This is a genomic window from Mesorhizobium sp. P3_A8, from assembly GCF_056402995.1.
This window is the reverse complement of record NZ_JBFUGI010000002.1, coordinates 723,866-747,307: the sequence shown is the minus strand read 5'-3', so window position 1 is coordinate 747,307 and position 23,442 is coordinate 723,866. Positions and strand designations below refer to the sequence as shown.

Annotated in this window: 18 protein-coding genes; 2 read left to right on the top strand and 16 right to left on the bottom strand. The window is 63.7% G+C overall.

Annotated features, from left to right (window positions below; genetic code table 11):
- Positions 1–7 precede the first annotated feature (7 nt).
- The 8 genes from AC1DX4_RS07775 to AC1DX4_RS07740 all read right to left on the bottom strand — a co-directional run bounded on the left by AC1DX4_RS07775 (position 8) and on the right by AC1DX4_RS07740 (position 9,820).
- A complete protein-coding gene (locus AC1DX4_RS07775; protein ID WP_477219741.1) occupies positions 8–2,065 on the bottom strand; it encodes a dipeptide ABC transporter ATP-binding protein in 2,058 nt (685 codons plus the stop codon).
- Positions 2,058–2,936, bottom strand: coding sequence for an ABC transporter permease (locus tag AC1DX4_RS07770; RefSeq protein ID WP_475451953.1), 879 nt, complete (start codon positions 2,934–2,936; stop codon positions 2,058–2,060). Before AC1DX4_RS07770 ends, AC1DX4_RS07775 begins: the two co-directional genes overlap by 8 nt.
- Positions 2,933–3,886, bottom strand: coding sequence for an ABC transporter permease (locus tag AC1DX4_RS07765; protein WP_477219799.1), 954 nt, complete (start codon positions 3,884–3,886; stop codon positions 2,933–2,935). The genes AC1DX4_RS07770 and AC1DX4_RS07765 overlap by 4 nt, the downstream gene beginning before the upstream one ends.
- Before the next feature lie 72 nt (positions 3,887–3,958).
- Positions 3,959–5,623: an ABC transporter substrate-binding protein gene (locus AC1DX4_RS07760; RefSeq protein WP_477219740.1), complete on the bottom strand. Its 1,665-nt coding sequence runs from the start codon at positions 5,621–5,623 to the stop codon at positions 3,959–3,961.
- A gap of 267 nt (positions 5,624–5,890) precedes the next feature.
- Complete coding sequence (locus AC1DX4_RS07755; RefSeq protein WP_477219739.1) at positions 5,891–7,075, bottom strand: mandelate racemase/muconate lactonizing enzyme family protein; 1,185 nt, start codon at positions 7,073–7,075, stop codon at positions 5,891–5,893.
- A 1-nt stretch (position 7,076) separates the two neighbouring features.
- Positions 7,077–8,183 (bottom strand): mandelate racemase/muconate lactonizing enzyme family protein, encoded by a 1,107-nt coding sequence (locus AC1DX4_RS07750; protein WP_477219738.1) that lies wholly within the window; start codon positions 8,181–8,183, stop codon positions 7,077–7,079.
- Between the two features lie 36 nt (positions 8,184–8,219).
- Positions 8,220–8,912, bottom strand: coding sequence for a GntR family transcriptional regulator (locus tag AC1DX4_RS07745; protein ID WP_477219737.1), 693 nt, complete (start codon positions 8,910–8,912; stop codon positions 8,220–8,222).
- 119 nt (positions 8,913–9,031) lie between these two features.
- The gene (locus AC1DX4_RS07740; RefSeq protein WP_477219736.1) at positions 9,032–9,820 is read right to left on the bottom strand and encodes a HalD/BesD family halogenase; all 789 of its coding nucleotides are present in this window, start codon (positions 9,818–9,820) and stop codon (positions 9,032–9,034) included.
- Between the two features lie 102 nt (positions 9,821–9,922).
- Here AC1DX4_RS07740 and AC1DX4_RS07735 point away from each other — a divergent pair, with 102 nt between their 5' ends.
- A complete protein-coding gene (locus AC1DX4_RS07735) occupies positions 9,923–10,831 on the top strand; it encodes a LysR substrate-binding domain-containing protein (protein ID WP_477219735.1) in 909 nt (302 codons plus the stop codon).
- 44 nt (positions 10,832–10,875) lie between these two features.
- Here AC1DX4_RS07735 and AC1DX4_RS07730 read toward each other — a convergent pair whose 3' ends face one another.
- Entirely contained in the window at positions 10,876–12,027 is a 1,152-nt protein-coding gene (locus tag AC1DX4_RS07730; RefSeq protein ID WP_477219734.1) for an efflux RND transporter periplasmic adaptor subunit, read from the bottom strand.
- Positions 12,028–12,042: 15 nt separating this feature from the next.
- A complete protein-coding gene (locus tag AC1DX4_RS07725) occupies positions 12,043–15,222 on the bottom strand; it encodes an efflux RND transporter permease subunit (protein ID WP_477219798.1) in 3,180 nt (1,059 codons plus the stop codon).
- A 488-nt stretch (positions 15,223–15,710) separates the two neighbouring features.
- On the opposite strand from AC1DX4_RS07725, the gene AC1DX4_RS07720 reads away from it, so the two are divergent.
- Entirely contained in the window at positions 15,711–16,301 is a 591-nt protein-coding gene (locus tag AC1DX4_RS07720) for a TetR/AcrR family transcriptional regulator (protein WP_477219733.1), read from the top strand.
- Positions 16,302–16,635: 334 nt separating this feature from the next.
- Here the strand turns inward: AC1DX4_RS07720 and AC1DX4_RS07715 are convergent, their stop codons facing one another.
- From AC1DX4_RS07715 to AC1DX4_RS07690, 6 genes are all read right to left on the bottom strand, one after another.
- Complete coding sequence (locus AC1DX4_RS07715; RefSeq protein ID WP_477219732.1) at positions 16,636–17,658, bottom strand: LacI family DNA-binding transcriptional regulator; 1,023 nt, start codon at positions 17,656–17,658, stop codon at positions 16,636–16,638.
- 138 nt (positions 17,659–17,796) lie between these two features.
- Positions 17,797–18,588 carry an ATP-binding cassette domain-containing protein gene (locus AC1DX4_RS07710; protein ID WP_477219731.1) on the bottom strand — a complete coding sequence of 264 codons (792 nt, stop codon included), beginning with the start codon at positions 18,586–18,588 and terminating at the stop codon, positions 17,797–17,799.
- A 3-nt stretch (positions 18,589–18,591) separates the two neighbouring features.
- Positions 18,592–19,578, bottom strand: coding sequence for an ABC transporter permease (locus AC1DX4_RS07705; protein WP_477219730.1), 987 nt, complete (start codon positions 19,576–19,578; stop codon positions 18,592–18,594).
- 117 nt (positions 19,579–19,695) lie between these two features.
- On the bottom strand, positions 19,696–20,631 hold the full coding sequence (locus AC1DX4_RS07700) for a substrate-binding domain-containing protein (RefSeq protein WP_477219729.1): 936 nt from the start codon (positions 20,629–20,631) through the stop codon (positions 19,696–19,698).
- A gap of 225 nt (positions 20,632–20,856) precedes the next feature.
- Entirely contained in the window at positions 20,857–21,885 is a 1,029-nt protein-coding gene (locus AC1DX4_RS07695; protein WP_477219728.1) for an ABC transporter permease, read from the bottom strand.
- A complete protein-coding gene (locus AC1DX4_RS07690; protein WP_477219727.1) occupies positions 21,882–23,411 on the bottom strand; it encodes a sugar ABC transporter ATP-binding protein in 1,530 nt (509 codons plus the stop codon). Before AC1DX4_RS07690 ends, AC1DX4_RS07695 begins: the two co-directional genes overlap by 4 nt.
- Between the last annotated feature and the right edge of the window lie 31 nt (positions 23,412–23,442).

Sequence of the window (23,442 nt, the reverse complement as noted above, 5' to 3'; positions counted from 1 at the left end):
TGCCTTGCTATGCCGCCTCGATCACGACCGGTTTCTGCAGCCTCGCCAACTCAGCATAGGGAATATGGCATCGGATGGAATGTCCGGGCTGCGCCTCGGCCAGCGGCGGCTCCTGCTGTTCGCAGATCGGGCCGATCTTGCGCGGGCAGCGTGTGTGGAAGACGCAGCCTGATGGCGGGTTGGTGGCGCTGGGGATCTCGCCGTCGAGGCGAATGCGCGCCGTCTCGGTCTGGTCGAGCTTTGGCACGGCCGACAGCAGCGCTTCGGTATAGGGATGATGCGGCCCGGAGAAGACTTCCTCCGATGGCCCGATCTCCATGATGCGGCCGAGATAGAGCACGGCGATCTTGTCGGAGAGGTAACGCACCACGCCAAGGTCGTGCGAGATGAAGATGTAGCTGACGTCCTCCTTGGACTGCAGGTCGGCGAGCAGGTTGAGGATCGCCGCCTGCACTGAGACGTCGAGCGCCGAGGTCGGCTCGTCGCAGACGACGATGCGCGGATCGCCGGCGAAGGCACGCGCAATGGCGACGCGCTGCTTCAGCCCGCCTGACAACTGGCGCGGCTTGACGGCCAGATGCCGGTCGGTGAGGCGCACCGAGCGGACGAGGTCGTCGAGGCGCGCCTCCTGCGCCTTGCCGGAGAGGCCGGCCAGCCGCTTCAAGGCGCGGCCGAGGATGTGGCGGATCGAATGCGAGCGGTTGAGCGCGGAGTCCGGGTTCTGGAAGACGATCTGCAGCGCCTTGACCTGATCGTCGCCACGGTTCTCCAGCCTCGGCGCCAGGGCCTTGCCCTCGAGCTCGATGGTGCCGCCGTCATCGGGCGGCACAAGGCCGAGCAGCAGCCGGGCGAAGGTGGTCTTGCCGCTGCCGGATTCGCCGACCAGTCCCAGAGTCTCGCCGGGCCTGAGATCAAGCGAGACATCCTTGACGGCGCGCAAGGGCTGGCCATGGCTGGCATAGGTCTTGTTCAACCCGGCGACACGCAGCACCGGTGCCGCTTCCGGCTTTGGTGCCGGCGCCACATCGCTGGGTGTGGCGCGCGGCAGGGCCTGCGCCTTGTCGTGATGGAAGCAGCGCGACAGGCGTTTTCCGCGCTCGTCGCTCAGATCATAGAGCGGCGGCAATTCGGTGCGGCAGCGATCGTCTGCCAAGGCACAGCGGTCGGCGAAGGCGCAGCCCTTGATGTCAGCGCCGATGCCCGGCAGGAAGCCCGGAATGGTGTCGAGCCGGCCCTGGTCCTTGCGCTGGCCGCCGCGTGGCAGGCAGCGCAGCAAGGCAACGGTGTAGGGATGGCGCGGATCGTTGAAGACGACGTCGGTCGGTCCTTCCTCCACCAGCATGCCGGCATAGAGCACGCCGACCCGGTCGCACATGTTGGAGACGACGGCGAGGTTGTGGCTGATGAACAGGATCGAGGCCGAGAGTTCTTGCCGCAGCTGCGCGATGAGGTCGAGCACCTCGGCTTCGACCGTTGCATCGAGCCCGGTGGTCGGCTCATCGAGGATCAGCATCGACGGGTCATTGGCCAGCGCCATGGCGATCGCCACGCGCTGCTGCATGCCGCCCGAGAGCTGGTGCGGGTAGCGCTGCATGACGCTTGGCGGGTCGGAGATGCGCACGCGGTTGAGCATGGCGATGGCGCGATCCTCAGCCGCCTTGCCCGTGACGCCGGCAAGCTCGAAGATCTCGGTCAGCTGGCGGCCGATGCGGATCGACGGGTTCAGCGCCTTGCCGGGATCCTGATAGACCATCGAGACGCTTTCGGCGCGGGCGCGCCGCAAGGCCTCGGCATCGAGCTTCATCACATCCTGGCCGTCAAGCGAGATGGCGCCCCCGGATATCGAGCCGTTCCTCGGCAGATAGCGCACGACGGTGAGCGCTACGGTGGATTTGCCGCAACCGGATTCGCCGACCAGCCCGTAGGCCTCGCCTTGCCGGATGTTGAGGCTGAGATTGCGCAGCACGGCGCGGTTGCGGCCGGCGACGCGATAGGCAACCGACAAATCGTGCAGTTCGAGGGCGTTCTCGGCCTTTGCCGGCTTAGTCGGGGCGGAGTTAGTCATTGAGCGCTCCATGGACGCCATCGGCCGCCAGGTTGACGCCGATCACCAGCGAGGCGATGGCGAGTGCGTCGAACAGCACCGTCCACCAGAAGCCGCCGCCGATCATGCCGTAATTGCTGGAGATCGACAGCCCCCAGTCGGGTGACGGCGGCTGGATGCCAAAACCCATGAAGGACAGCGTGGCGACCGCGAAGATGGCGTAGCCCAGCCGCACGGTGGTCTCGACCAGGATCGGCGGAATGACGTTGGGCAGGATCTCGACGAACATCGTATGCAGCGCACTCTCGTGCCGCAACTGGGCTGCCGCGACATAGTCGAGTTCGCGCTCGGCCAGCACCGCCGAGCGCACGGTGCGGGCAATGATCGGCGCAAAGCTCAGCCCAATGACGACGATGACGGTGGTCTTGGAGGTGCCGAGCGCGACGATGGCGAGCAACGCGACGATGACCACGGGAATGGCCATGAAGGCTTCAAGGATGCGGCTGACGACATCGTCGACGATGCCGCGGAAATAGCCGGTGAGCAGGCCAAGCGCCGTGCCGGCCACCGTCGCCAGCAGCGTTGCCAGCGGGGCGACGGTCAGGATATCGCGCGAGCCGACGATGACACGCGAGAAGACGTCGCGGCCGATCTGGTCGGTGCCGAACCAGTGTTCGCGCGAGGGTGGTGCCAGCGCGTTGATGATGTCGTCGGCGAGCGGGTCGTAAGGCGCAAAATGTTCGCCGAACAGCGCGCAGGCGACCCAGAACAGCACGATGAAGAGGCCGACGAGGAAGGTTCGCGAGCGCAGCAGCGAGAAAAAGACTTCCGCCATGGGACTGCGCCGGCGCGTGTCGTCTTGTGGCGGAGAGGTGGTCTGGACGGCGCTCATTGGTCTGACCCCAGCCTGATGCGTGGATTGAGCACGGAATAGAGGAAATCGGCGATCAGTGTCGCCACCGCATAGACGATGCCGATGGTGAGAATGCCCGATTCCAGCATCGGAAAGTCCTTGCCGCGTGCGGCGGTGAAGATCAGCGAGCCGATGCCCTGGTAGCGAAACAGCGTCTCGATCACCACCAGGCCGCCGATGAGATAGCCGGTTTGGGTGGCAATGACGGTGATGGTCGGCAGCAGCGCATTGCGCAGCACATGGCGCCAGATCACGGTGCGCCAGGGCAGGCCCTTGAGCACGGCGGTTCGCGTATAGTCGGAATCGAGCGCTTCGATCATGCCGGAGCGCGCCATGCGCGCGATATAGCCGAACAGCACCAGGAACAGCGGCAGCGACGGCAGGATCAGATAGTAGAGCTGGGTGAAGAAGCCGGCGTCCCTGGGCCATGCCGCCGAGATCGGCAGCCAGCGCAGCCACACGCCGAAGATCAGGATCAGGATGATGCCGGTGACGAACTCCGGCAGCACCGTCACCGACAGGCCGCCAAGGCTGATGATGCGGTCGAGCGGGCGGTTGAGGTTCAGCGCGGCAATGACGCCGCCGAGGATGCCGATCGGCACCACCAGCACGAAGGCGACGGCAGCCAGCTTCATCGAATTGCCCAAGGCGTCGATGACAAACGGCGCCACCGGCGAGCGGAAGATATAGGACGTGCCCATGTCGCCGCGGACAAAATTCCAGATCCAAGTCGCATATTGGGTCAGCAGCGGGCGATCGACGCCGAGCGTATGATTGAGCGCGTCGACCGCGCGCTGGTCGGCGAACGGCCCCAGGATCGCACGCCCGACATTGCCGGGCAGCACCTGGCCGCCCAGAAACACCATGATGCTGAGCAGGAACAGCGTCACGAGCGACAGCGAAATACGCCGTGCAAAGAAGGAGAGAATGGCTAAGACTCCTTGTGGAGCCAGCCCCCATGCGGGAGCTGGCCGTTACAGGATTGGCTTTCCCTTTTCGCTCTAGGCCTTCGATGCCTTTTCGAGGAACAGCTGCGACATGGCGGTCGGCTGCACACCGGCCACGCCCTTCGCCGTCGCCGTCAGGTAGTCGTAGAAATAGCCGAAGATAACCGGCGTTTCCTCGAGCAGCAGCTTCTGGATCTTGCCGGCGTCAGCCTTCTGCGCCTCGAGATCGAGCGCGCCGATATAGCTGTTTGCCAGCGTGTCGTAGTCCTTGTTCTTGAAGTGCGCGGCGTTCCAGGTGCCGTCGCTCTTCAGGGGTGCTGCAAGGAACACGTTCGGCACGCCGCGGTGACCATAGTCGGTGATGCCCATCACCGAATCCAGCCAGTTCGATTTGCCGAACACCGCGTCTCCGTAATAGGCGCCCTGGTCGAGGATGTTGAGCTCGAGCTCGATGCCGATTTCCTTGACCCAGTTCTGGATAAGCTGGGCGTATTCGGGAATTTCCAGATAGCGCTCGGTGGTCAGCGTCACCTTGAAACCCTTGCCGGCGCCGGCCGCTTCCATCAACTGCTTGGCCTGCGCGATATCCTGCTTGCGCTGCGGCACGCTCGTATCGGTCGACGGATAGGCAGGCGCGAACGGGCTGTCGTTGCCAGGCGAAGCGCGGCCCTTCATCAGGCCGGCGACCAGCTTGTCGCGATCGAGGCTGAGGGCGATGGCGCGGCGCACGCGCGGGTCCTTGAACGGATCGGAATCGCAGCGCAGATGCAGTTGCTGGTGCGCGACCGACTTCAGGCTGATGATGTCGACGCCCGGATCACTGAGCAGGGCGACGCCCGCGAGCACCGGCATCTGGTTGATGATGTCGACCTGTCCGCCCTGCAGCGCCAGGATCATCGGCTGCATGTCGGCGAAGAAGGTGAACTCGGTGCGATCCGGCAGCGCCTTCTCGCCCCAATAGTTGTCGTTGCGCACGAAGGAGGCGCCGACCTTGGCCGTGTATTTTTCGATCTTGAACGGGCCGGTGCCGTCGAAGCTGTTCTCGTAGTCGCCCTTGTAGCTCGACGGGATGATGACGGCGTTGTAGTTGTCCGACGACACCATGTAGGGGAAGTTGCCGTTCGGCGCGTCGAGATGGAATTCCACCGTATAGTCGTCGACCTTCTTGGTGGCGCCCTTCTGCAGGATGCCGGTGAACACCGACAGCGCGTTGGACGAGTTTGCCGGGTCGGCAAGGCGGTCGATGCTGGCCACGACATCGTCGGCCTTCATTTCGCCGCCCGAGTGGAATTTCACGCCCTTGCGCAGCTTGAAGGTCCACACCGTGCCTTTATCGTTCGGCTTCCAGCTTTCGGCCAGAGCCGGCTTCAGCACGAGATCTGGGCCGTCGACGCAGAGGAATTCGGCAACCTGCTGCAGCACGACGAGGCCGCCGGCGTCCGCAATGGTGACCGGGTCGATCGCCGCTGCCGGCACGCTGCTGGCGACGCGGATGGTGGCGCCGGCGGCGCCCGCGGCGCGGGCGAGCGACGGCATGCCACCGAAGCCGGCAGCCGTGGTGATGCCGCCCAGAAGCGGCAGCGACAGGCCAAGCATGCTGCCGTGGCGAATGAAGTCGCGGCGGCTGACGCGGCCGTCGACGAGACCGTCGATCAGGTGATTTTCGAGTGGCGAGCGGCTGCGCCGGATCAGGTCGAGAATGCGATAGTTCTTGCTCATGGGTTTAACCCTTTCCCCTATTTCTTATGGTTGAAGATGCACTTCCGGTTGACGAAATTCCGTGGAGTTCTCCTTGTCCCCGGCCATCAACGACGTGAGTTCGACCGGGACTGTAGCATGCGGTTTTGTCTGGTCCATCCGATCCTTGCGGCGCAGGGGTCAGATTTTCTTGAGGCAATGCTTCCACCCGTCAGGTCCTGTCGTCACGATCCGATCGCGGCGCGGACTTCTTGTTGTTGAATAAGTCTCCTTTCCCTTCTCTGTCTCCTAATTCAGCGGCAAACGGCGATAGGTCCCGGGCTTCGCCGGGTCGTGATATTTGTTGCACGGGCCGTTCTCGACGAAATCGCGATGGCAGGCCGCGAGGTTTTTCCGCGACAGGGTGATGCCGAGACCGGGGCCTTCCGGGACACGCACGACATTGTTCGTAGGCGAAAACGGCCCTTCCTCGGTGATGTCCATAGGCTGCATGCGAAACAGCGACTGGTTCGGCTCCCGGATCCAGCCGAGCGCGGCGCACAGATGCAGATAGGCCGCGCTGCCGATGCCGCTGTCGCCGCTATAGCACCAGAAATCGACGCCGGCGTGCTCGCAGGCGCCAACGAAGCGCAGCATGCGGCCGATGCCGCCATGCGCCGTCGGATTGCCGACGAAGGCGTCCGGAACCTTAAGGTCCATCGCGCGCGCAATGTCGATATTGTGGGTCGAGAACGGGATCGAGCAATGCTGCCGCAACTGGCGCATCTCCTCGATGGTCGCCACCGGATCCTCCCAGTTGCGCACGCCGAGCTCTTCAAGCGGCCGCGCCAGCCGCCGCGCGGTGCTGAGCGAATAGGCCTGGTTGGAATCGATACGGATCATCGCCTCGTCGCCGAGCTTTTCGCGGATCAGCTCGACCATTCTCAGCGAGATTTTCGGATCTTCGGTCGAGAATTTGCCTTCGAAGAAGGTCGTGCCATGCGTCTCGTGCAGTTCGACGCAATAGTCGGCGACTTCTTCCGGCGTCGTCTCGCCCTTCACCTTGGGTCCGTCGCCGCGCAGCGAGAAATAGTCGGTGAACGGGATGTCCTTGCGCACGGCGCCGCCAAGCAGCTGGTAGAGCGGCTGGTTCCACGCCTTGCCGCGCAGGTCCCACAGCGCCATCTCGACGGCGCCGAAGGCCATGATGCGAGTGCGGTCGTTGATCGATTGCACACCGGTCCAGTAGGGCAGGCAGACATGTTCGGCGCCGGCGATGTCGAAGGCGTCGCGGCCGACCAGGCGCTCAGCCAGAACATCATTGATGATCGCGGCCGCCGCCGGCGTCGGCGCCTCGCCGAGGCCGATCAGCCCATCCTCGGTCTCGACCTCGACAATGGTCTGCGAAAATCCGTCGAGCTCGCCGAAGACCCAGCCATAGGGCGCTTCGAGGCGAAGATTGATCGGCGTGGCCTTGATGCTTCGGATTTTCATGTCAGCCGCCAATCTCGAAGAACGGTGTGCCGAGCAGGTCGGGAACGACGTCGATGCCGAGGCCCGGCCCGTCCGGAATGCCCATGCGGCTGCCGGTGACCGGCGGCTTGTTCGAGGCAGTGCGCACCGTCACCCATTCATGGAAGGCAATCGCATGCAGCCGGCGCTCCTCCGGCGTCGACAGCGACAGATGCGCCATCGCTGCCGTGTCGATCTCGGCGCCGCCAGTGTCCTCGACCGTGATCATGAACCCGAGATCGACGGCGACGTCGCGGATCAGACGGGTCTTGGTGATCCCGCCCAGCCGCGAAATCTTCAGCGTCAACCCGTCGGCCGCACCCAGGCGATGGATTTCCAGCATTGCCTCGAGCGAGGTAACGGATTCGTCGAGCACCATCGGCTTGTCGAGCATCCGGCGCACCGACATGTTTTCGTCGATCGTCGTGCAGGGCTGCTCGAACGTGTAGTCGATGGCGCGCGTGGCGTCGGCAAACTGGCGCGCCTGATAGGGCGTCCAGCCGGCATTGGCGTCGCAGAATATCACGGTGCCTTTCGGCACTGAAGCGGCGACCGCGGTGACGCGCTCGATGTCGTCATGGACATTGCCGCCGACCTTGACCTGCAGCCGGTGGAAGCCGTCCTTGACGATGCGCTTGGCCAGCGCGGCCATGGCATCGACGCTGCCATGGGTGACGACCTTGTAGAGCTCGGCCGTGTCGCTCTCCTTGCCGCCTAGCAGCGTCACCAGCGGCACGTCGGCTGCGCGCGCGGCGAGATCCCAGCAGGCCATGTCGAGCGCCGACTTGATGTAGGGGTGGCCCTTGAACACCGTGTCCATCAGCCGGCCGATGCTGGCCAGGCCACGCGGATCTTGGCCGATCAGGTGCGGCGCGATTTCCGGCACGCCGGCGCGGGTGCCGGCCGGGAAGGCGGGCGAGTAGAAATTGCCGAGCGGCGCCATTTCGCCCCAGCCGGTGAGGCCGCCGTCGGCGGTGATGGCGACGATCACCGCATCGAAGGCGTCGGCTTCGCGTCCCTTGGACATGCGGTAGGGCCCGTCCACGAAGGGCTGCACGACATGGTAGGCTTTGATGGTTTCGATCCGCACGTGTCTGTCCGTTGGCTGCAATGTCTGGGGAATTGATCAGGCGCCCCTTGATGGGCGTAGTTCGAGGCCGCGTGCGTAGGAAAGCAGTTGTTCGAAATCGAGGTGGATATGCTCGCGGGCATGGCGCTGGGCAGCGCGCATGTCGGTGCCCTTCATCAGCTGGACGTAAGTCTCATGGACGTCTTCGGCCGGCACCGGCTCGTTGCGCGCATGCTGGTGCAGCGCGAAATACATCTGGAGCCGGCTGGTCAGCCGCTGCCAGGTTTCCAGCAGCACCGAGTTATCGGCCCATTCGTAAATCAGGCCGTGCAGTTGCAGCGCCGTTTCGATCTGCCTTGTGGTGTCGAGGTTGCGGGTCGCCTGCTTCACCGCTTCATGGCGCCGGTCGAGCTCATCGATGAAGCGCTGGTCGCGCAGCGGCCAGGTGCACTCGATGGCGAATTCGTCCAGCACCTGGTTGAGCGAATAGGCATCGTCGATGTCCTTGGCCGTGACGTCGATGACGAAGGTGCCGGCATAGGGAATACTGGTCAGGATGCCTTCTTGCACCAACTCGCGCATCGCCTCGCGCAGGGGCGCGCGGCTGACCCGCATCTGTTCGGAAATCCTGAGCTCGTTGAGCTTCTGGCCCGGTTGCAGTTGGCCGGTCAGAATCGCGCGTCTGAGCAGCGCCACGATTTCGGCGCGGCGCGTCGTGTCGGCAATCGGGCTGAAATCCGTCTTCACCATCCGGGCCACTCCAGCGAGCACAGAAAGCAAGACAATCAGATTGTCGACAATCTAACAAGATGGCGTTTTCGGATTTTTTATCGTCGCCCGGCAAGCGATCCAGATGCGGGTTGGACGGCTCAAGCCGCGCGGCCGTAGAAGCCCACCCGTTCCTCGGTGCTGAACATCACGCCCGGCTTCTCATAATAGGAAAACACCGCAATCATGCGTTCGCGCTCGCCTTCGACCGTGGTGACACGGTGCGCGGTGTTCTTGCCGCGAAAGACATTGAGCGTACCCGGCTTCATGCGCAGGATTTTGGCGTCGGGATCACGCCCTTCGAGCAGCTTGGCGACGCCCTCATAATTCGGGTTGTTATCCGACCGGAGATCGGTGCGGTATTCGAGGTCGCCGCCGCGCTCCGCCTGCTGCAGCAGCAGCGTCGTGGTGAATTCCGAGCGATCGAAATGCCAGTTCAACGCCTCGCCGGCGCGATAGGCCATGACATTGGTGCGGGCCAGCGGATCCTGCATGACGTGCAGTTTTTCCTTGCCCATGGTCGCCGCCAAGAACCGCACCAGCGGTTCATATTCGTAGATCGCAAGCACGGTGCTGCCGGGAATCTGGTCGGCGCAGACTGTGTGGCTGATGGTTTCGACCTTGCGCAGCGCAGGATGTTCGGGTGCGAGTTCGGGGATATCGGGCTTGAAGTAGATGTTGTGCATGCGCTTGTGGACATGGGACTGCGTGTCCATCACCGGCTTGATTTCCCGCACCGCCTGTTCGGCGACGCCGGGCCGCAAAAAACCTTCGAGATTGAACATGCCGTCGGCCCTGAGGGCTTCGATCGACTGTTCGACGAGATGGTTCCATTCGGCGCTACCTTCGCGGTCGAGCGGATAACGGTCGAGATCGAGAATGTCTTTCATGTCGGGTGCTCCAAGGGTTGGACACAGAAGACGGCAAAAATTTCTTTCCCTCAACGCGGAAAATTATTACGACTGACCAAGAAAAACTTATGGAACTCTGTCATGGAACGGCTGCCACCGCTGAACGCGATCAAGACCTTCGAAGTCGCGGCCCGCGCCGGCAGCTTCACCTTGGCCGCGAGCGAGCTTGGCGTGTCCTCGGCGGCGGTCAGCCAGCAGATCCGCAATCTCGAAACCTGGTTCGGCAAGCAATTGTTCGTGCGCACAGGCAACCGCATCACGCTGACCGACGCCGGCCACGCCATCTACCCGCAGACGGCGCGCGCTTTGGGCGACATAGCCGCTATGGGCCAGCGCATGCTGGAAGGCGGCTTGAGGACACGGCTTGTCGTCAGCGTGCCGTTCTCGCTGGCCGAACTGTGGCTTGCGCCGAGGCTGGCGGCCCTTCTCGATGCCTTCCCGCATATGGCGATCGACGTGCGGGCGGAAGACGATCCGATCGACCTGATGCGCCAAAATGTCGACCTGCGCATCTCCTATGGCGACTATCACTATCCCGGCCTGCGCATGGTTCGTCTCGTCCATGACGATGTGCTGCCGGTCTGCGCGCCGGAATTCTGGCATCGGCACGGCAATGGCGATCCGGGTCTCACGGGCCTGCATGAGAGTCTGTTCATCCACACCAACTGGGGCCCGAACTATGCCTCGCACCCGAGCTGGGCCGATTGGTTCGCGGCATGTGGCGGCAGCCGCTCACCCGACCCGTCGCATGGGCGCCGTGTCGGCCTGTCCAGCCTGGCGATCGCTTCAGCAAGGCTAGGTCTGGGCATTGCGCTTGGCCAGCGTGTGATGGCGCAGGCCGATCTGGAGGCCGGCCGCCTGATCGCGCTCTCGTCAGTCTCGGTGCGCCTCGGTCATCCCTATTGCGCGTTCATGCCGCCGGCCAAGGCCGACCGCGCCGATGTCGCCGCTCTCGTCGGCCTGCTCGTGAAAACGGCGCCCGCGACCTGAGAAAAGGTCGGGGGCGCCGCGCGGAAACCGGGCCTGCGGGGGGTTCAGGTAGCCGGTTTCTGTGGCAGTGGCGAGATCGGCATTCCAGGTCCGATCTTCTGCAGATTGCCTGTGATCACCTGGTCGCCTTCAGCGACGCCGCTCAGGATAGCCACCAGATCGCCGCTGGTCGGGCCGAGCGAGACCAGCCGCTGGTCGACCGTGTTGCCCTTGCCGACGACGTAGAGATACTTGCCGAGCTGGCTCGAACCCAGCGCCGTCTGCGGCACCATCAGTGCGTCCGGCTGCTGCCTGATATGCAGTCGCACGCGGACATATTGACCGGCCATGAGCGTGAACTTCGCATTGCCGATGGTGGCGCGGGCGGTGATCGTGCCGGTCGAATGGTCGACCGTGTTGTCGATGAAGGTGAGTTCGCCCTTCTGGCTGGTCTCGGTTTCACCGGGAAGCAGAACCTCGACCTCGATCGGGCCATCTGCGCGGGCCTGCTCGATCTCGGTCAGATCCGTCTCGCTCGGATTGAAGGTGACATAGATCGGGTCGAGCTGCACCAGCGTGTTGAGCACCGTGCCGGCGACGCTGACCAGCGTTCCGACCGAGGCCTGGTTGCGGCCCAGGCGCCCGGTGAACGGCGCATGGATCTCGGCATAGCTCAGATTGAGCTCCGCCGTGCGCACGGCCGCCTGGTTGAGCGCCAGCGATGCCTGCGCCTCGCGCAAGGTGCTGGTGCGCTGATCGAAGCTGTCCTTGTCCAGGTAACCGCTCTTGGCCAGCTCGGTGCCGCGGCCGAGATTGGACCGCGCATAGTCGAGCGTCGCCGTATCGCGCTGGACTTGGGCTTTCGCCTGGTCGAGCGCGGCCTGGAAGTCGTCAGGCGAGATCTTGTAGAGAAGGTCGCCCTGGCGGACGTCGGCGCCGTCTTGCGCTGTCTGTTCCTGCAGATAGCCAGGCACGCGTGCCTGCAGCGTGATGCTGCGGATAGGCTCGATGCGGGCGGCATAGTCGAGATAGATCGGGATCGTCTTCTTGATCACGCTCGCCACCGGCACCGGCATGACGAATGCCGCTGGAGCGGGCGCAGCCCCAGCCGTACTGGCGCTGAGCCTGAGGTTGCCCATGTCAAGCAGGTGGACGCTGGCCACCGAGATCGCACCCAGTGCGACAGCCGTTCCCAACGCGATTTTCCATTTACGCATAATTAGTCTCCAATCTTATTCGGCCGCTTCCGCCAGGGGAGGGAAGGCGGTTTCGGCAGCTGGTTCAGTATGCTGGGAGGAGGCGGGTTCGCCGCTTTCGCGGCGCTCCCGCAATTGTTCGATGACCGCGTAGAAGACCGGCACGAACACCAGCGACAGGATGGTCGCGGCGACCATGCCGCCAAACACGGTGGTGCCGATCGACTGGCGGCTTGCAGCACCGGCGCCTGTCGCGAACATCAGCGGCAGCACGCCGAGGATGAAGGCGAAGGCGGTCATCAGGATCGGCCGGAGTCTCAGCCGCGCGGCTTCCATCGCCGCCTCGACGATGCTGAGGCCTTCCTCGCGCCGCCGTCTGGCGAACTCGACGATCAGGATGGCGTTCTTGGCCGCCAGGCCGATCAACATGACGAAGCCGATCTGCGAATAGACGTCGATCTGCATGCCGCGCACCCAGAGGGCTGCGAAGGCGCCGAACAACGCCAATGGCACCGCCAGCAGCACCATGAACGGCATCGCCCAGCTCTCATACTGCGCCGCCAGGATCAGGAAGACGAAGACGATGGCGAGGCCGAAGACGACGGACGCGATCGATCCTGCCTTGAGCTCCTGGAAGGTGATGCCGGTCCATTCGAAACCGAAATCCCTGGGCAGTGCAGTGGCCGCGGCCCGTTCCATGGCAGCGACGGCCTGGCCGGAAGAGAATCCCGGTGCGGCACCGCCATTGATCGAGGCCGAAGCATTGTTGTTGTAATGCGGCACGGTTTCCGGCCCAACGAACGGCACCAGCTTGCCCAGTGTGCTGAGCGGCACCATGCCGCCCGAAGCATTGCGCACATAGAGCCGCGAAATGTCGGCAGCACCCGCACGTGCATCCTTGTCGGCCTGGATGGTCACCCGGAAGGTGCGGCCGAACAGGTTGAAGTCGTTCACGTAGAGCGAGCCGAGATAGATCTGCAGCGTGTTGAAGACATCGGGCAGATTGAGGCCAAGCAGTTTGGCCTTGCTGCGGTCGAGGTCGTAGTTGAACTGCGGCGTCGAGGTCGAGAACGGCGAGAACAACTGCTGCGGATTGATTTCCGGCTGCTTGCGCGCCTCGGCGATCACGGCTTGCGTCGCGTCGTTGAGAGCCGCGCTACCGCGGCCGGTGAGATCCTCGACGACGAATTCGAAGCCGCCCGTGGTGCCGATACCCGGTATCGAAGGCGGATCGAAACTCAACGCAAAGGCTTCCGGTATCTGCAACAGCTTGCCGCGCACGTCGGCAACCAGCTTCGATGCGCTCTGGTCGGGAGTACGCTCCTCCCAGGGCTTCAAAATGGCGAACTCGACCGCCGAGTTCGACTGCGCGGCACTGGTCAGGAAGTTCAGGCCGCTGATCGAGCCGACAATGTCGACGCCGGGCGTTGCCTGCAGGATGTCGCGCGCCTTCTGCGCCACCGCGTCGGTGCGCTCCAGCGAGGCACCGTCGGGCAACTGGATGACGACGAAGAAATAGCCCTGGTCCTCGACCGGAAGGAAGGTCGAGGGCAGCTTCTGCCAGACGAAATAGGTGGCAACCAGCCCGGCCGCGAACAGGCCGAGCATGATCCAGCGCAAGCGGATGAGAATGCGCACGCCATGGGCGTAGGCATGCGACAGCTTGTCGAAGCCCGTATTGAACCAGCGGAACAGCACGAATTGCGTCGCGCCGCGATGGCGCAGGAAGGCGGCGCTGAGCGCGGGGCTGAGTGTCAGCGAATTGAAGGCGGAAATACCGACCGAAATCGCTACCGTCAGGGCGAACTGGTTGTAGAGCTTTCCGGAAACGCCGGGAATGAAGGCGACCGGCACGAACACCGCCATCAGCACGGCGGTGGTGGCAATGATCGGGCCGGTGACTTCGGCCATGGCGGCCTTGGTCGCCGCCAGTGGCTTCAGTCCGGCCTCGAGCTGTCGTTCGACATTCTCGACCACCACGATGGCATCGTCGACGACAAGGCCGATCGCCAGCACCATGCCGAGCAGGGAGAGCATGTTGAGCGAGAAGCCCATCATCTCCATGACGACAAGCGTCGCGACCAAGGACACCGGAATGGCGATGGTCGGGATGATCGTCGTGCGCCAGCTCTGGAGGAAGATGAACACCACGGCGACGACAAGCACCAGGGCTTCGCCGAGCGTGATCAGCACGTCATGCATCGAGGCCGAGACGAAGCGCGTCGTGTCGTAGTGCATCGCGTACGCGACGCCCTTCGGGAAACGGCCGGACAGCTCCTGCATCTTGTCCTTGACGCGCTGCTGAAGGTCGAGCGCGTTGGAACCGGGCATCTGATAGACAGCGAGCACGACGGTGGGGTCCTTGCCGAAGAAGGCCGAGGACGAATATTGCAGCGCGCCGAGTTCGATGCGGGCGACGTCGCGCAGCCGCACCAGCGAGCCGGTGTCGGTGTTGGCGCGCACCACGATGTCGCCGAATTCCTTCGGGTCGCTCAGGCGGCCGACGGCGTTGACCTGCATTTCGAAGGCGGTGCCGGCGGGCGCCGGCGACTGGCCGATCTTGCCGGCCGCCACCTGGACGTTCTGTTCGGCGATGGCATTCTGCACGTCGACGGCGGTGATGCCGAGATTGGCGAGCTTGTCCGGGTCGAGCCAGACGCGCATCGAATAGCGCCGTTCGCCGAAGATCTGCACGTCGCCGACGCCTTGCAGGCGCTTCAGCGGATCGACGACCTGCAGATAGGCAAGGTTCGAGAGCGCCACCGGATCGATGGACTTGTCGGGCGAGGTGAGGTTGACGATCAGGACGAAGTTCGGGTTCTGCTTCTTGATCGTCACGCCGCCCTGGTTGACGATCGCCGGCAGCGACGAGGCCGCTTGCGAGACGCGGTTCTGGACGTCGACGGCGGCGGTGCTCAGGGAATAGCCGACATCGAAGGTGATGGTGATGGTCGAGGAGCCGTCATTGGAGCTCGTCGACGACATGTAGGTCATGCCTTGCACGCCGTTGATCTGCTGCTCAAGCGGCGTCGTCACCGTATCGGCCACGACCTGCGCGCTGGCGCCCGGATAGTGGGCGCTGACCACGACCTGGGGCGGCGTGATGTCGGGAAACTGCGAGACCGGCAGCAGGAAATAACAAATCGTCCCGGCGAGCACCATGATGATGGCGATCGCCGAGGCGAAGATCGGACGGTGGATGAAGAAGTTTACCACGACACACATGCCTCGCCGGCTGCTCTTGCCCGCCCGAAGGCGCTGGCAACCCTGGACAACTGGCCGTGCCCGTCACGGGAGGCTTCCCGTGACCGCAGCAACGGCACCTCGCGACGCTGCCCATCGGCAAGCGAGCGAAGCATTGTCTCGAAGGCGCGGGGGTCGACCCCATCTGCCTTCATGACCAGCCGGATCATCGGATCCCGGACGGCCTCATCTATGGTAAGATCGCGGCGCTGTGGCATTGGCCGGCTCCTTGTCTGTCGATTCGCAGCCCATGCTCGCGAACCGTTTTTCATCTCTTCACCGGCCGGAGCCGCATGAACCGCAGTTTTTCGCTCATTCCGATCTGGCAGGACCAGTCACGGCCTTGTTATTGACGGAAGGCGACATAGGTGTTACCAGTAAGTAACATTTGCATAGTTACAGACCGGTAACACCCTAGTCAAGAGGTGGCCGTGGTTTTTAGGAAACGAAAGGAGATCATGATGACAGACGGCGTCGTGGAGCGCTCACGTCCCCGGGATCGAATCCTGGAGACGGCGCGTGACATGTTCCACAAGCATGGCATCAAGGGCGTCGGCGTCGACGCCATCACCGAAGCTGCCGGCACGAACAAGATGACGCTCTATCGTCACTTCGAATCCAAGGACGAACTGATCGTCGAGTGCCTGCGCGCCACCGCGTCCAAGGCCGGCGCGATGTGGGAAGGGTTCGAAGCCGAGTTTCCCGGTGACAAGCTCGCACAATTGCATGCCTGGATCCGCATGGCCGCTGACTGCCTGACGGCTGACGGCCGCGGCTGCGACATGGCCAATGCCGCCGCTGAGCTGACCGAGCCGGACCATCCGGCCAGGCGTGTCATCAAGGAAATCAAGGAAGCCCAGCGCGACCGCCTTGTAACGATGTGTCGCGATGCCGGCATCGGTCAGGCTGAGCTGCTCGCCGATACGTTGTCGTTGCTGCTTGAAGGCGCGCGCGTCAGCGTGCAGACGGTGGGCACCGAAGGGCCGAGCACGCAGTTCGTGCGCATGGCCGAGGGGCTGATCGTTTCCTTCCGGGGCACCGCCGCCGGTTGAATTGAACCGCCGCTGACGCGCCATTCCATCGTGCGGTCGAGCGCGATGCGTGGCGCGCTTTGGCGTCGGTGATAACGGCTATTTCTCCCGTTTGAACGAAAAAAGCCCGCTGCCGGGAGGAGGTGGCAGCGGGCTCGATTTCGAATGTGGCGCGGGAGGAGGTGCACCCCATTCAGCGTCGGCATCGCATCTGGGAGGAGTAGATGGCCGACAACCAGAACCTACGAGTTGCCCAATGATTCGGCAACAATGAATTGTGCATAGCAGCTGTGCAGATTTGCCGTACCAATTATCCTACAAATACGGGGAGCCGGCTGGCGCGGGCTCCTCCGCCTCACTGCACCGGCACGTTTTCCCTGAAAATCAGGCGCGGCTCGATGAATTTACGGGTGAGATAGGGCGCCGATGAGGCAATGGAACCGAGCAGACGGATGACCGACTGTTCGGCGATCAGCCTGGCGTTCTGGTCGATGACGACGTCGGCGAGATCGTCGACAAGATAGCCACGCGTTTGCTTGGTCAGGTCGTGGCAGATGAACACCGGCTTGCGGTTGGGCCTGGATTCGCGGATGGCCTTCGCCACGCCGGAGCGTCCGGCCCCGACGCAATAGATGCCAAGCAGTTCCGGTTCGTTGTGCAGCGCCTTCATGGTCTCGGCATAGCTGGCGTCCGGTTCGTCATTGATCTCGACGGCGCTGCTGACGGTCAGGTTGGGAAATTCCTCGCCAAGCACCGAGCGAAAGCCCATTTCACGCTCTTCATGGCCGCGATAGGAGCGCGAGCCGACGACCATCGCCAGATGGCCCTCGCGACCACCGAGGAAGCGACCCATAAGAAGTGCCGCCGTTCGTCCAGCCACCCGGTTGTCGATGCCGACATAGGCCGAGCGGGGAGCGGTCGGAATATCGGACACCAGCGTCACCAGGCGAATGCCGGCCTCGACGATGTCGCGCAGGATGTTGCGGGTTCGGGGGTGGTCGACGGCGATGACACCGACGCCATTGGCCTTCAGCGACAGGTTTTCGACGGCGCTCTGCAGCGCGTTCGGCGAGATGCCGGCGAGGTTGTGGATCCGGCAGGACGCGACCAGCGGCAGGCGCGATGCATAGTCCTCGATGTGCCTTGCCAAATCCTGCATGAAGGCGTTGCTGCCGATCGGCAAGAAGAATTCGAGGTTGGCGGGCTTCGAAGGAAGCGTCACCTGATCAGCGACCGGCAAATAGCCAAGCTGCTTGGCGGCCTCCATGACGCGCTGCCGGTTGGCTGCACTGGCACCGGCCCTGTTATTGAGCACCCTGTCGACCGTCGCGGTCGAGAGTCCGCAATTCCTGGCGATGTCAGTGACGGTGGCCTTCATGACGCAACCCTATGCGCCGATACGATGGCGCGCCAGATAAGCCGATGTGGCAGGCGATGTAATCTGAGGGACCGGTGATCGACACCCATCACCACAATACGCATTCGGCTGCTTCGACAAGACGGTTCCGCTCCGTCCTCAGTGCGACGGCTTGCCGTCGGCGACGGCGTCGCGGATTTCCTTGTCCGACATGCCGGTGATGATCCGTTCGACTTCCGTCACATTTGTCTTCTTCGGGTCGATGTCGTCGGCGACCACCTTGCCCCGGCGCATGACGACGATGCGGTCGACCACCTGGAAGACATGGTGGATGTTGTGCGCGATGAAGATGCAGGAATGGCCGGAATCGCGGGCGCTGCGCACGAAGCTCAGCACGCCTTGCGTTTCGGCGACACCGAGATTGTTGGTCGGTTCGTCGAGGATGATGAGGTCGCTGTCGAAATGCATGGCGCGCGCGATCGCCACCGCCTGTCGCTCGCCGCCGGAGAGCGAACCGATCGGCGTCGTCGGCGGAATGTTCTTCGAAATGCCGACCTGTTTGAGCAGGTCGCGGGCGACAGTGTTCATCGCCTCCTGGTCCATGCGGTTGAGGAAACGCGGCGGTTTGATCGGCTCGCGCCCGAGGAAAAGATTGCGGGCGATCGACAGCTGCGTGACCAGTGCCGAGTCCTGATAGATCGTCTCGATGCCATGGGCGATGGCGTCGCTGGTGCTGCGCAGGCTGACCTTCTTGCCACGGATGAAGATGTCGCCGCTGGTCAGCGGCACGGCGCCCGACAAAACCTTGATCAGTGTCGACTTGCCGGCGCCATTGTCGCCGAGCAGGCCGACGATCTCGCGCTCGTTGACATGGAAATTAGCATCCTCCAGCGCCTGCACGCGGCCATAGGACTTGCGGATGTTCTGCATGCGGATCAATGGCTCGGCCATGGTTCAAGTCCCTGCCTGATGCCGGCGTTCCAGCCATGAATGGAGCGCCATCATGCCAAGGATGATCGCGCCGATGAAGATGTTGTAGGCAAGTCCGGGCACGCCGATCAGCACGATGCCGTTGCGCATCACGCGCAGGATCAGGATGCCGAGCACGGTGCCGATGATGGTACCGCGCCCGCCGGTCAGCGCCGTGCCGCCGATCACCACCATGGCGATGACTTCGAGCTCGTAACCGGTGCCGCTGTTGGGGTTGGCGGCGGAGGTGCGTAGCGAGGAGATGACGCCGGCGAGCGACGCCATGAGCGACGACAGCACAAACAGGCCGATCTTGACGCGGTTGACATTGACGCCGCGGGCGCGCGCCGCGTTGGGATTGCCGCCGGCCGCCTGGATCCAGTTGCCGGTCCGGCTCTGCGTCAGCACATAGCCGAGCGCGATCGCCGCCGCGATGAACCAGAACAGCGACATGTAGATGCGGAACGGCCCGATGAAGAAGTCGCCGACCAGCGCTTCCGCCAGCCAGCTGCCCTCGGCGCTCCACGTGCGCTGCGGAAAACCGTCGGTGATGAAAAGCGCGCTGCCGCGCACCACCAGAAGCATGCCGAGCGTCACCAGGAAGGACGGTATCTTGAGCTGCGTGACGAACCAGCCATTGACCAAGCCGATCAAGGCGGCGACCACCAGCGCGACGACGAAGCCCATTTCCAGCGAGGTGAGGCCGCTGTTGAACAGCGTCCACATCAGCACCGGCGAGAAGCCGAACAGGGACCCGACGGAAAGGTCGAATTCGCCTGATGTCATCAGCAATGTCATCGCCAGCGCAATCAAGCCGAGCTCGACGGTGAAGGCCAGCGTGTTGGAGATGTTCTGCGGTGACAGGAAATCGTGGTTGAAGCCCCAGAAAACGCCGATCTCGATGACGAGCAGCACGAAGGGGCCGAATTCAGGCCGCGCAATCAGGCGTTGGACAAGCGAATGATTTTCCACTGATAACCCGCGACATGATGGGAATGGCTGACACCTGCGCCAGTTCCGGCGAGGCTCGGCGAATGGACAAGACAGTCGCGACCGTGGATAGGGTCGCGACTGCCTGGGTCTGGGATGTTATTTGCCGGACAGGATCTTGTCGTAGACCTGCGCGGTGTCCTTTTCGTAGAGCGCGCCGGTGATGACGTTGAAGCCCGGAGGAATGCCTGACGCGGCCATGTTGGCGAGCGACAGCGCGACATAGCTGGTCGCCTGCGGATCCTGCCACTGGCCGGCATTGACGTAGCCGTTCAGCACTTCCTGGGTGGTGTCGAGCGAATTGCCCCAGCCGACGACAGGGATTTCGCCAGGCTTGACGCCGACCTGGTCGAAGACCCGCTTGATCGAGCCGGTGACGAGGTCGCCAAGGCCGATGATGGCGTTGATCTTGCCTTTGTGGGCGGTGAGGTAGTCGACCATGCGGTTGATGACCTCGGCCTGGTCGAGCGTCGCTTCGGTCACTTCATAGGTGATGCCGAGCGGTCCGAAGACGCTCTTGATGCCTTCCTCTTCCTGGACGCCATAGGTGGCGCCGGGGATCTCGACCGGCATCCAGACGAAGTCTCCCTTCTTCACCAGGCCCTTGTCGACAAGATATTGCGCCCAATGCTTGCCGAAGGTGACGTTGTCGCCGCCGACATAGGCATTGAAATTGGCTTTTGGATCGGGCGTGTTGAAGTTGATGATCGGGATGTTGGCCGCGCGGGCTTCCTTGACGATCTCGACGAGGCTGCCCGGATCTGGGCTGGTGGTGACGATGCCGTCGGCCTTCGCCGAGAGCGCGGCGCGGACCGCTTCTTGCTGGGAGGCGACATCGCCATTGTGGAACGAGGTGTTGACGGTGTTGCCGGTGTCCTTCGCCCATTGCTTGGCGCCGGCGAGGAAGTAGGTCCAGACCGGATCGGCCGGGCCGCCATGTGAAATCCAGTAGAACGTCTTGGCCTGCGCCGCTGCCGGAATGAGCGTCAGCGCGACCAGCAGGCCGTAGAGCACAAGTCTTAGTCTTGTCAGCATTTGATTTCCTCCCGGTTGAAGATGATCCGTCCCTTATTCCGGCTTCGGCCGGATTGCGTCTTTTGCCAGCGCCGCTCGGATGCCTCAGAGCATTCCCTTTTTCGACGGATGGCAAGCCTCCATCTGCAGATGTAGTTGGCGCCTGACGCGACGCCATCAGCAGACCCATCAGATTGCATCAGTTGCGATGACTTTTCCGGGCGATCGGATGATTGGCGTCGAGGCTCAGCCGAACGCATTGTCCCGGGCGCGATCTGTGCGCCGATCGCGCCACAGCCTGACCAGCCGATCGACCGCGAGGGCAAGCACGACCAGGGCGCCGGTGGTGAAGGCGGCCCAGATCGCATCCACGCCAAGCAAGGTCATGGCGCTCAGGATCGTCTGCAGCACCAGCATGCCGATCGCGGCACCCATGACGCTGCCGTTGCCGCCCGAAAGCGATGTGCCGCCAATGATCGCCGCCGCGATCGCCAGCAGTGCGAACGTGCTGCCGTCACCGGGGGCAATGGCGCCCTGGGCACCGACATGGATCACGCCGGCAAGCCCGGCCATCGCACCCATCAGCACCAGCGTCAGCACCCTGACCTTGCCTGTTGGAATGCCGGCATGGGCGGCAGCCTGCGGATTGCTGCCGACAGCCTGGACCCGGTAGCCGAAACGGGTGCGGTGAAGCACGACATGCATCGCCAGCGCCAGCACGACAAGGACGATGCCTGTCACCGGCACAATGACGAACGCCTTGCCCGACAGCGTGGCCAGGACATCGGAGCCCGGCGGTGCGATTGTCTGCCCCTTGCCGACGACCAGCGACAGGCCCTGGATCATCCACCATGTGCCCAACGTCACCAGCAGAGCCGGCAGGCGCAGCGCGATCACCAGCAGGCCGTTGATCAGGCCAAGGCCGGCGCCAGCTGCGACACCCGCCAGCGCGGCAAGCCAGGGGTCCACTCCGGCAACCATCAGCAAGGCGGTGGAGGTCGCTGAGAGATGGAACACCGCACCGGCCGAAACGTCGATTTCGCGTGTGGCGAGCACGAACACCATGCCGATCGCCAGCAGGCCGGGCAGAGCAGCCTGGCCCAGCACCGAGACCAGATTGGCCGGTTCGAGGAAGGCGGGGCTCAGCCAGCCAAGCAGTGCGACCAACAGGGCGAGGGCAACGACAGCACCGGTCTCGGCCGGCAGCCGAATACGGCGTCCAGGCCGACGGTTCGCGGAACCGGCAAGCAGCGGCGCGGTATCGGTCCTGGTCATGCTGCACTCTCTCGGCTGGTTTGTCGGTTTTCGTCCGCAGGTTTGCCTGCCGTGATCAGCTTCAGAAGCCTGCCCACATCCATGTCGTCGCCGGCGATTTCGCCGGCCAGCCTGCCCTGGTGCAATGCCAAGATGCGATCGCAGAGCCCGGTCAATTCGGACAGCTCGTTGGAATGCAGCAGCACGATGCAGCCGCTGGCCGCCATCTGGCGGATAAGCGCGTAGATCTCCTGCTTGCTGCCGATGTCGATGCCGCGGGCCGGCTCATCGAGCAGCACCACCTGCGGGCCGATTTCCAGCCATTTGGCGATGATCACCTTCTGCTGGCCACCAGCCGAAAGCGAGCCCGCCGGCATTTCCGGCGTGCTCCTGATGCGCAGCGCCTCGATCTGCCGCGCGGCCCGGCCGAGCGCTGCTTGGGGCGAATACCAGCGTGATCCCCAGTCGCGCGCACCGACGACGACGTTCGCCATGTTGAAGGCGATGGATTTTTCCGGCATCAGCCCGTTGCCGCGCTCGCCTGAAATCATGCAGATGTTGCGCCGTGCGGCTTCCGTCTGCGTTCTTGGCAAGCCATCGCCATCGGGAAAACGCACCTTGCCCTGGCGTGCCTTGCGCAGCCCGAACAACAGGGCAAGCAGATCCTGCGCACCGGACCCGGCAAGCCCGACAATCTCGCCCGCGCGGGCGGTGAAGCTGATCCCATTCAGTCTGCCGCCGCTGAGCCCGTCGATTGTGACCTGCGGCCGCAGCGTCCCGGCTAACGTAGGCAGGGCTCTGAGCGGCAGCGGGAACAGCGACTGGCGCAACTGGCCGATCATCACTTCCTCGGAAGCCGTCAACTCCTGCCGCGCCTTTGACAACACGTCACGGCCGTTGCGCATCACCGTCAGCTGGTCGGCAATCGCAAGTGCATCGTCCAGCCGGTTCGACACGTAGAGCATGCTCATGCCCCTGGCTTTCAGCCCGCGCAGCACCGCGAACAGCCGCTCGCCCTGGCGCTGGTCGAGCGCCGAATTCGGGTCGTCAAGGATGAGCAGCCTCGGATTTTCCAGAAGCGCGCGGGCGATCGCGACCAACTGCCGTTCGCCGGATCCGAGATCGCCGAGCGGGGCATGGACATCGACATCGAGACCAAGCTGGCGAAGCAGGTCACGGCTACGTGCCTCCATTTCGCGCCGCGAGATCAGCCCGTTGTGAACCGGCTCGCGATTGACGAACAGATTGGCCAGCACCGGGCGCTCGGGAAACAGCCCCGGCTGTTGCAGGACAGCGCCAATGCCGAGCTTCCGCGCCGCATTTGGGTTGTCGATGGTCGCGGTCTTGCCGTCAAATTCGATGATGCCACGGTCTGGCCGGACAATGCCCGCCAGCACTTTCGTCAGCGTCGATTTGCCGGCGCCGCTTTCGCCGACCAGCGCGTGGATCGAGCCGCGCTCGACCATAAGGTTCATGTCTTCGAGCACGACCGTGCCGCCAAAGCGTTTGGCGACGGTGCGCACGAACAGGATCGGCGAATCGGACATCGGAACGGCCCCCCGACCGCACCGCGATCTT

What these genes read in the sequence shown, in the direction of transcription:
- AC1DX4_RS07775 (WP_477219741.1), bottom strand. Translation starts at nt 2,065, where the DNA reads ATGACTAACTCCGCCCCGACTAAGCCGGCAAAGGCCGAGAACGCCCTC.
- AC1DX4_RS07770 (WP_475451953.1), bottom strand. Translation starts at nt 2,936, where the DNA reads ATGAGCGCCGTCCAGACCACCTCTCCGCCACAAGACGACACGCGCCGG.
- AC1DX4_RS07760 (WP_477219740.1), bottom strand. Translation starts at nt 5,623, where the DNA reads ATGAGCAAGAACTATCGCATTCTCGACCTGATCCGGCGCAGCCGCTCG.
- AC1DX4_RS07755 (WP_477219739.1), bottom strand. Translation starts at nt 7,075, where the DNA reads ATGAAAATCCGAAGCATCAAGGCCACGCCGATCAATCTTCGCCTCGAA.
- AC1DX4_RS07745 (WP_477219737.1), bottom strand. Translation starts at nt 8,912, where the DNA reads ATGGTGAAGACGGATTTCAGCCCGATTGCCGACACGACGCGCCGCGCC.
- AC1DX4_RS07740 (WP_477219736.1), bottom strand. Translation starts at nt 9,820, where the DNA reads ATGAAAGACATTCTCGATCTCGACCGTTATCCGCTCGACCGCGAAGGT.
- AC1DX4_RS07735 (WP_477219735.1), top strand. Translation starts at nt 9,923, where the DNA reads ATGGAACGGCTGCCACCGCTGAACGCGATCAAGACCTTCGAAGTCGCG.
- AC1DX4_RS07730 (WP_477219734.1), bottom strand. Translation starts at nt 12,027, where the DNA reads ATGCGTAAATGGAAAATCGCGTTGGGAACGGCTGTCGCACTGGGTGCG.
- AC1DX4_RS07720 (WP_477219733.1), top strand. Translation starts at nt 15,711, where the DNA reads ATGACAGACGGCGTCGTGGAGCGCTCACGTCCCCGGGATCGAATCCTG.
- AC1DX4_RS07715 (WP_477219732.1), bottom strand. Translation starts at nt 17,658, where the DNA reads ATGAAGGCCACCGTCACTGACATCGCCAGGAATTGCGGACTCTCGACC.
- AC1DX4_RS07710 (WP_477219731.1), bottom strand. Translation starts at nt 18,588, where the DNA reads ATGGCCGAGCCATTGATCCGCATGCAGAACATCCGCAAGTCCTATGGC.
- AC1DX4_RS07700 (WP_477219729.1), bottom strand. Translation starts at nt 20,631, where the DNA reads ATGCTGACAAGACTAAGACTTGTGCTCTACGGCCTGCTGGTCGCGCTG.
- AC1DX4_RS07695 (WP_477219728.1), bottom strand. Translation starts at nt 21,885, where the DNA reads ATGACCAGGACCGATACCGCGCCGCTGCTTGCCGGTTCCGCGAACCGT.
- AC1DX4_RS07690 (WP_477219727.1), bottom strand. Translation starts at nt 23,411, where the DNA reads ATGTCCGATTCGCCGATCCTGTTCGTGCGCACCGTCGCCAAACGCTTT.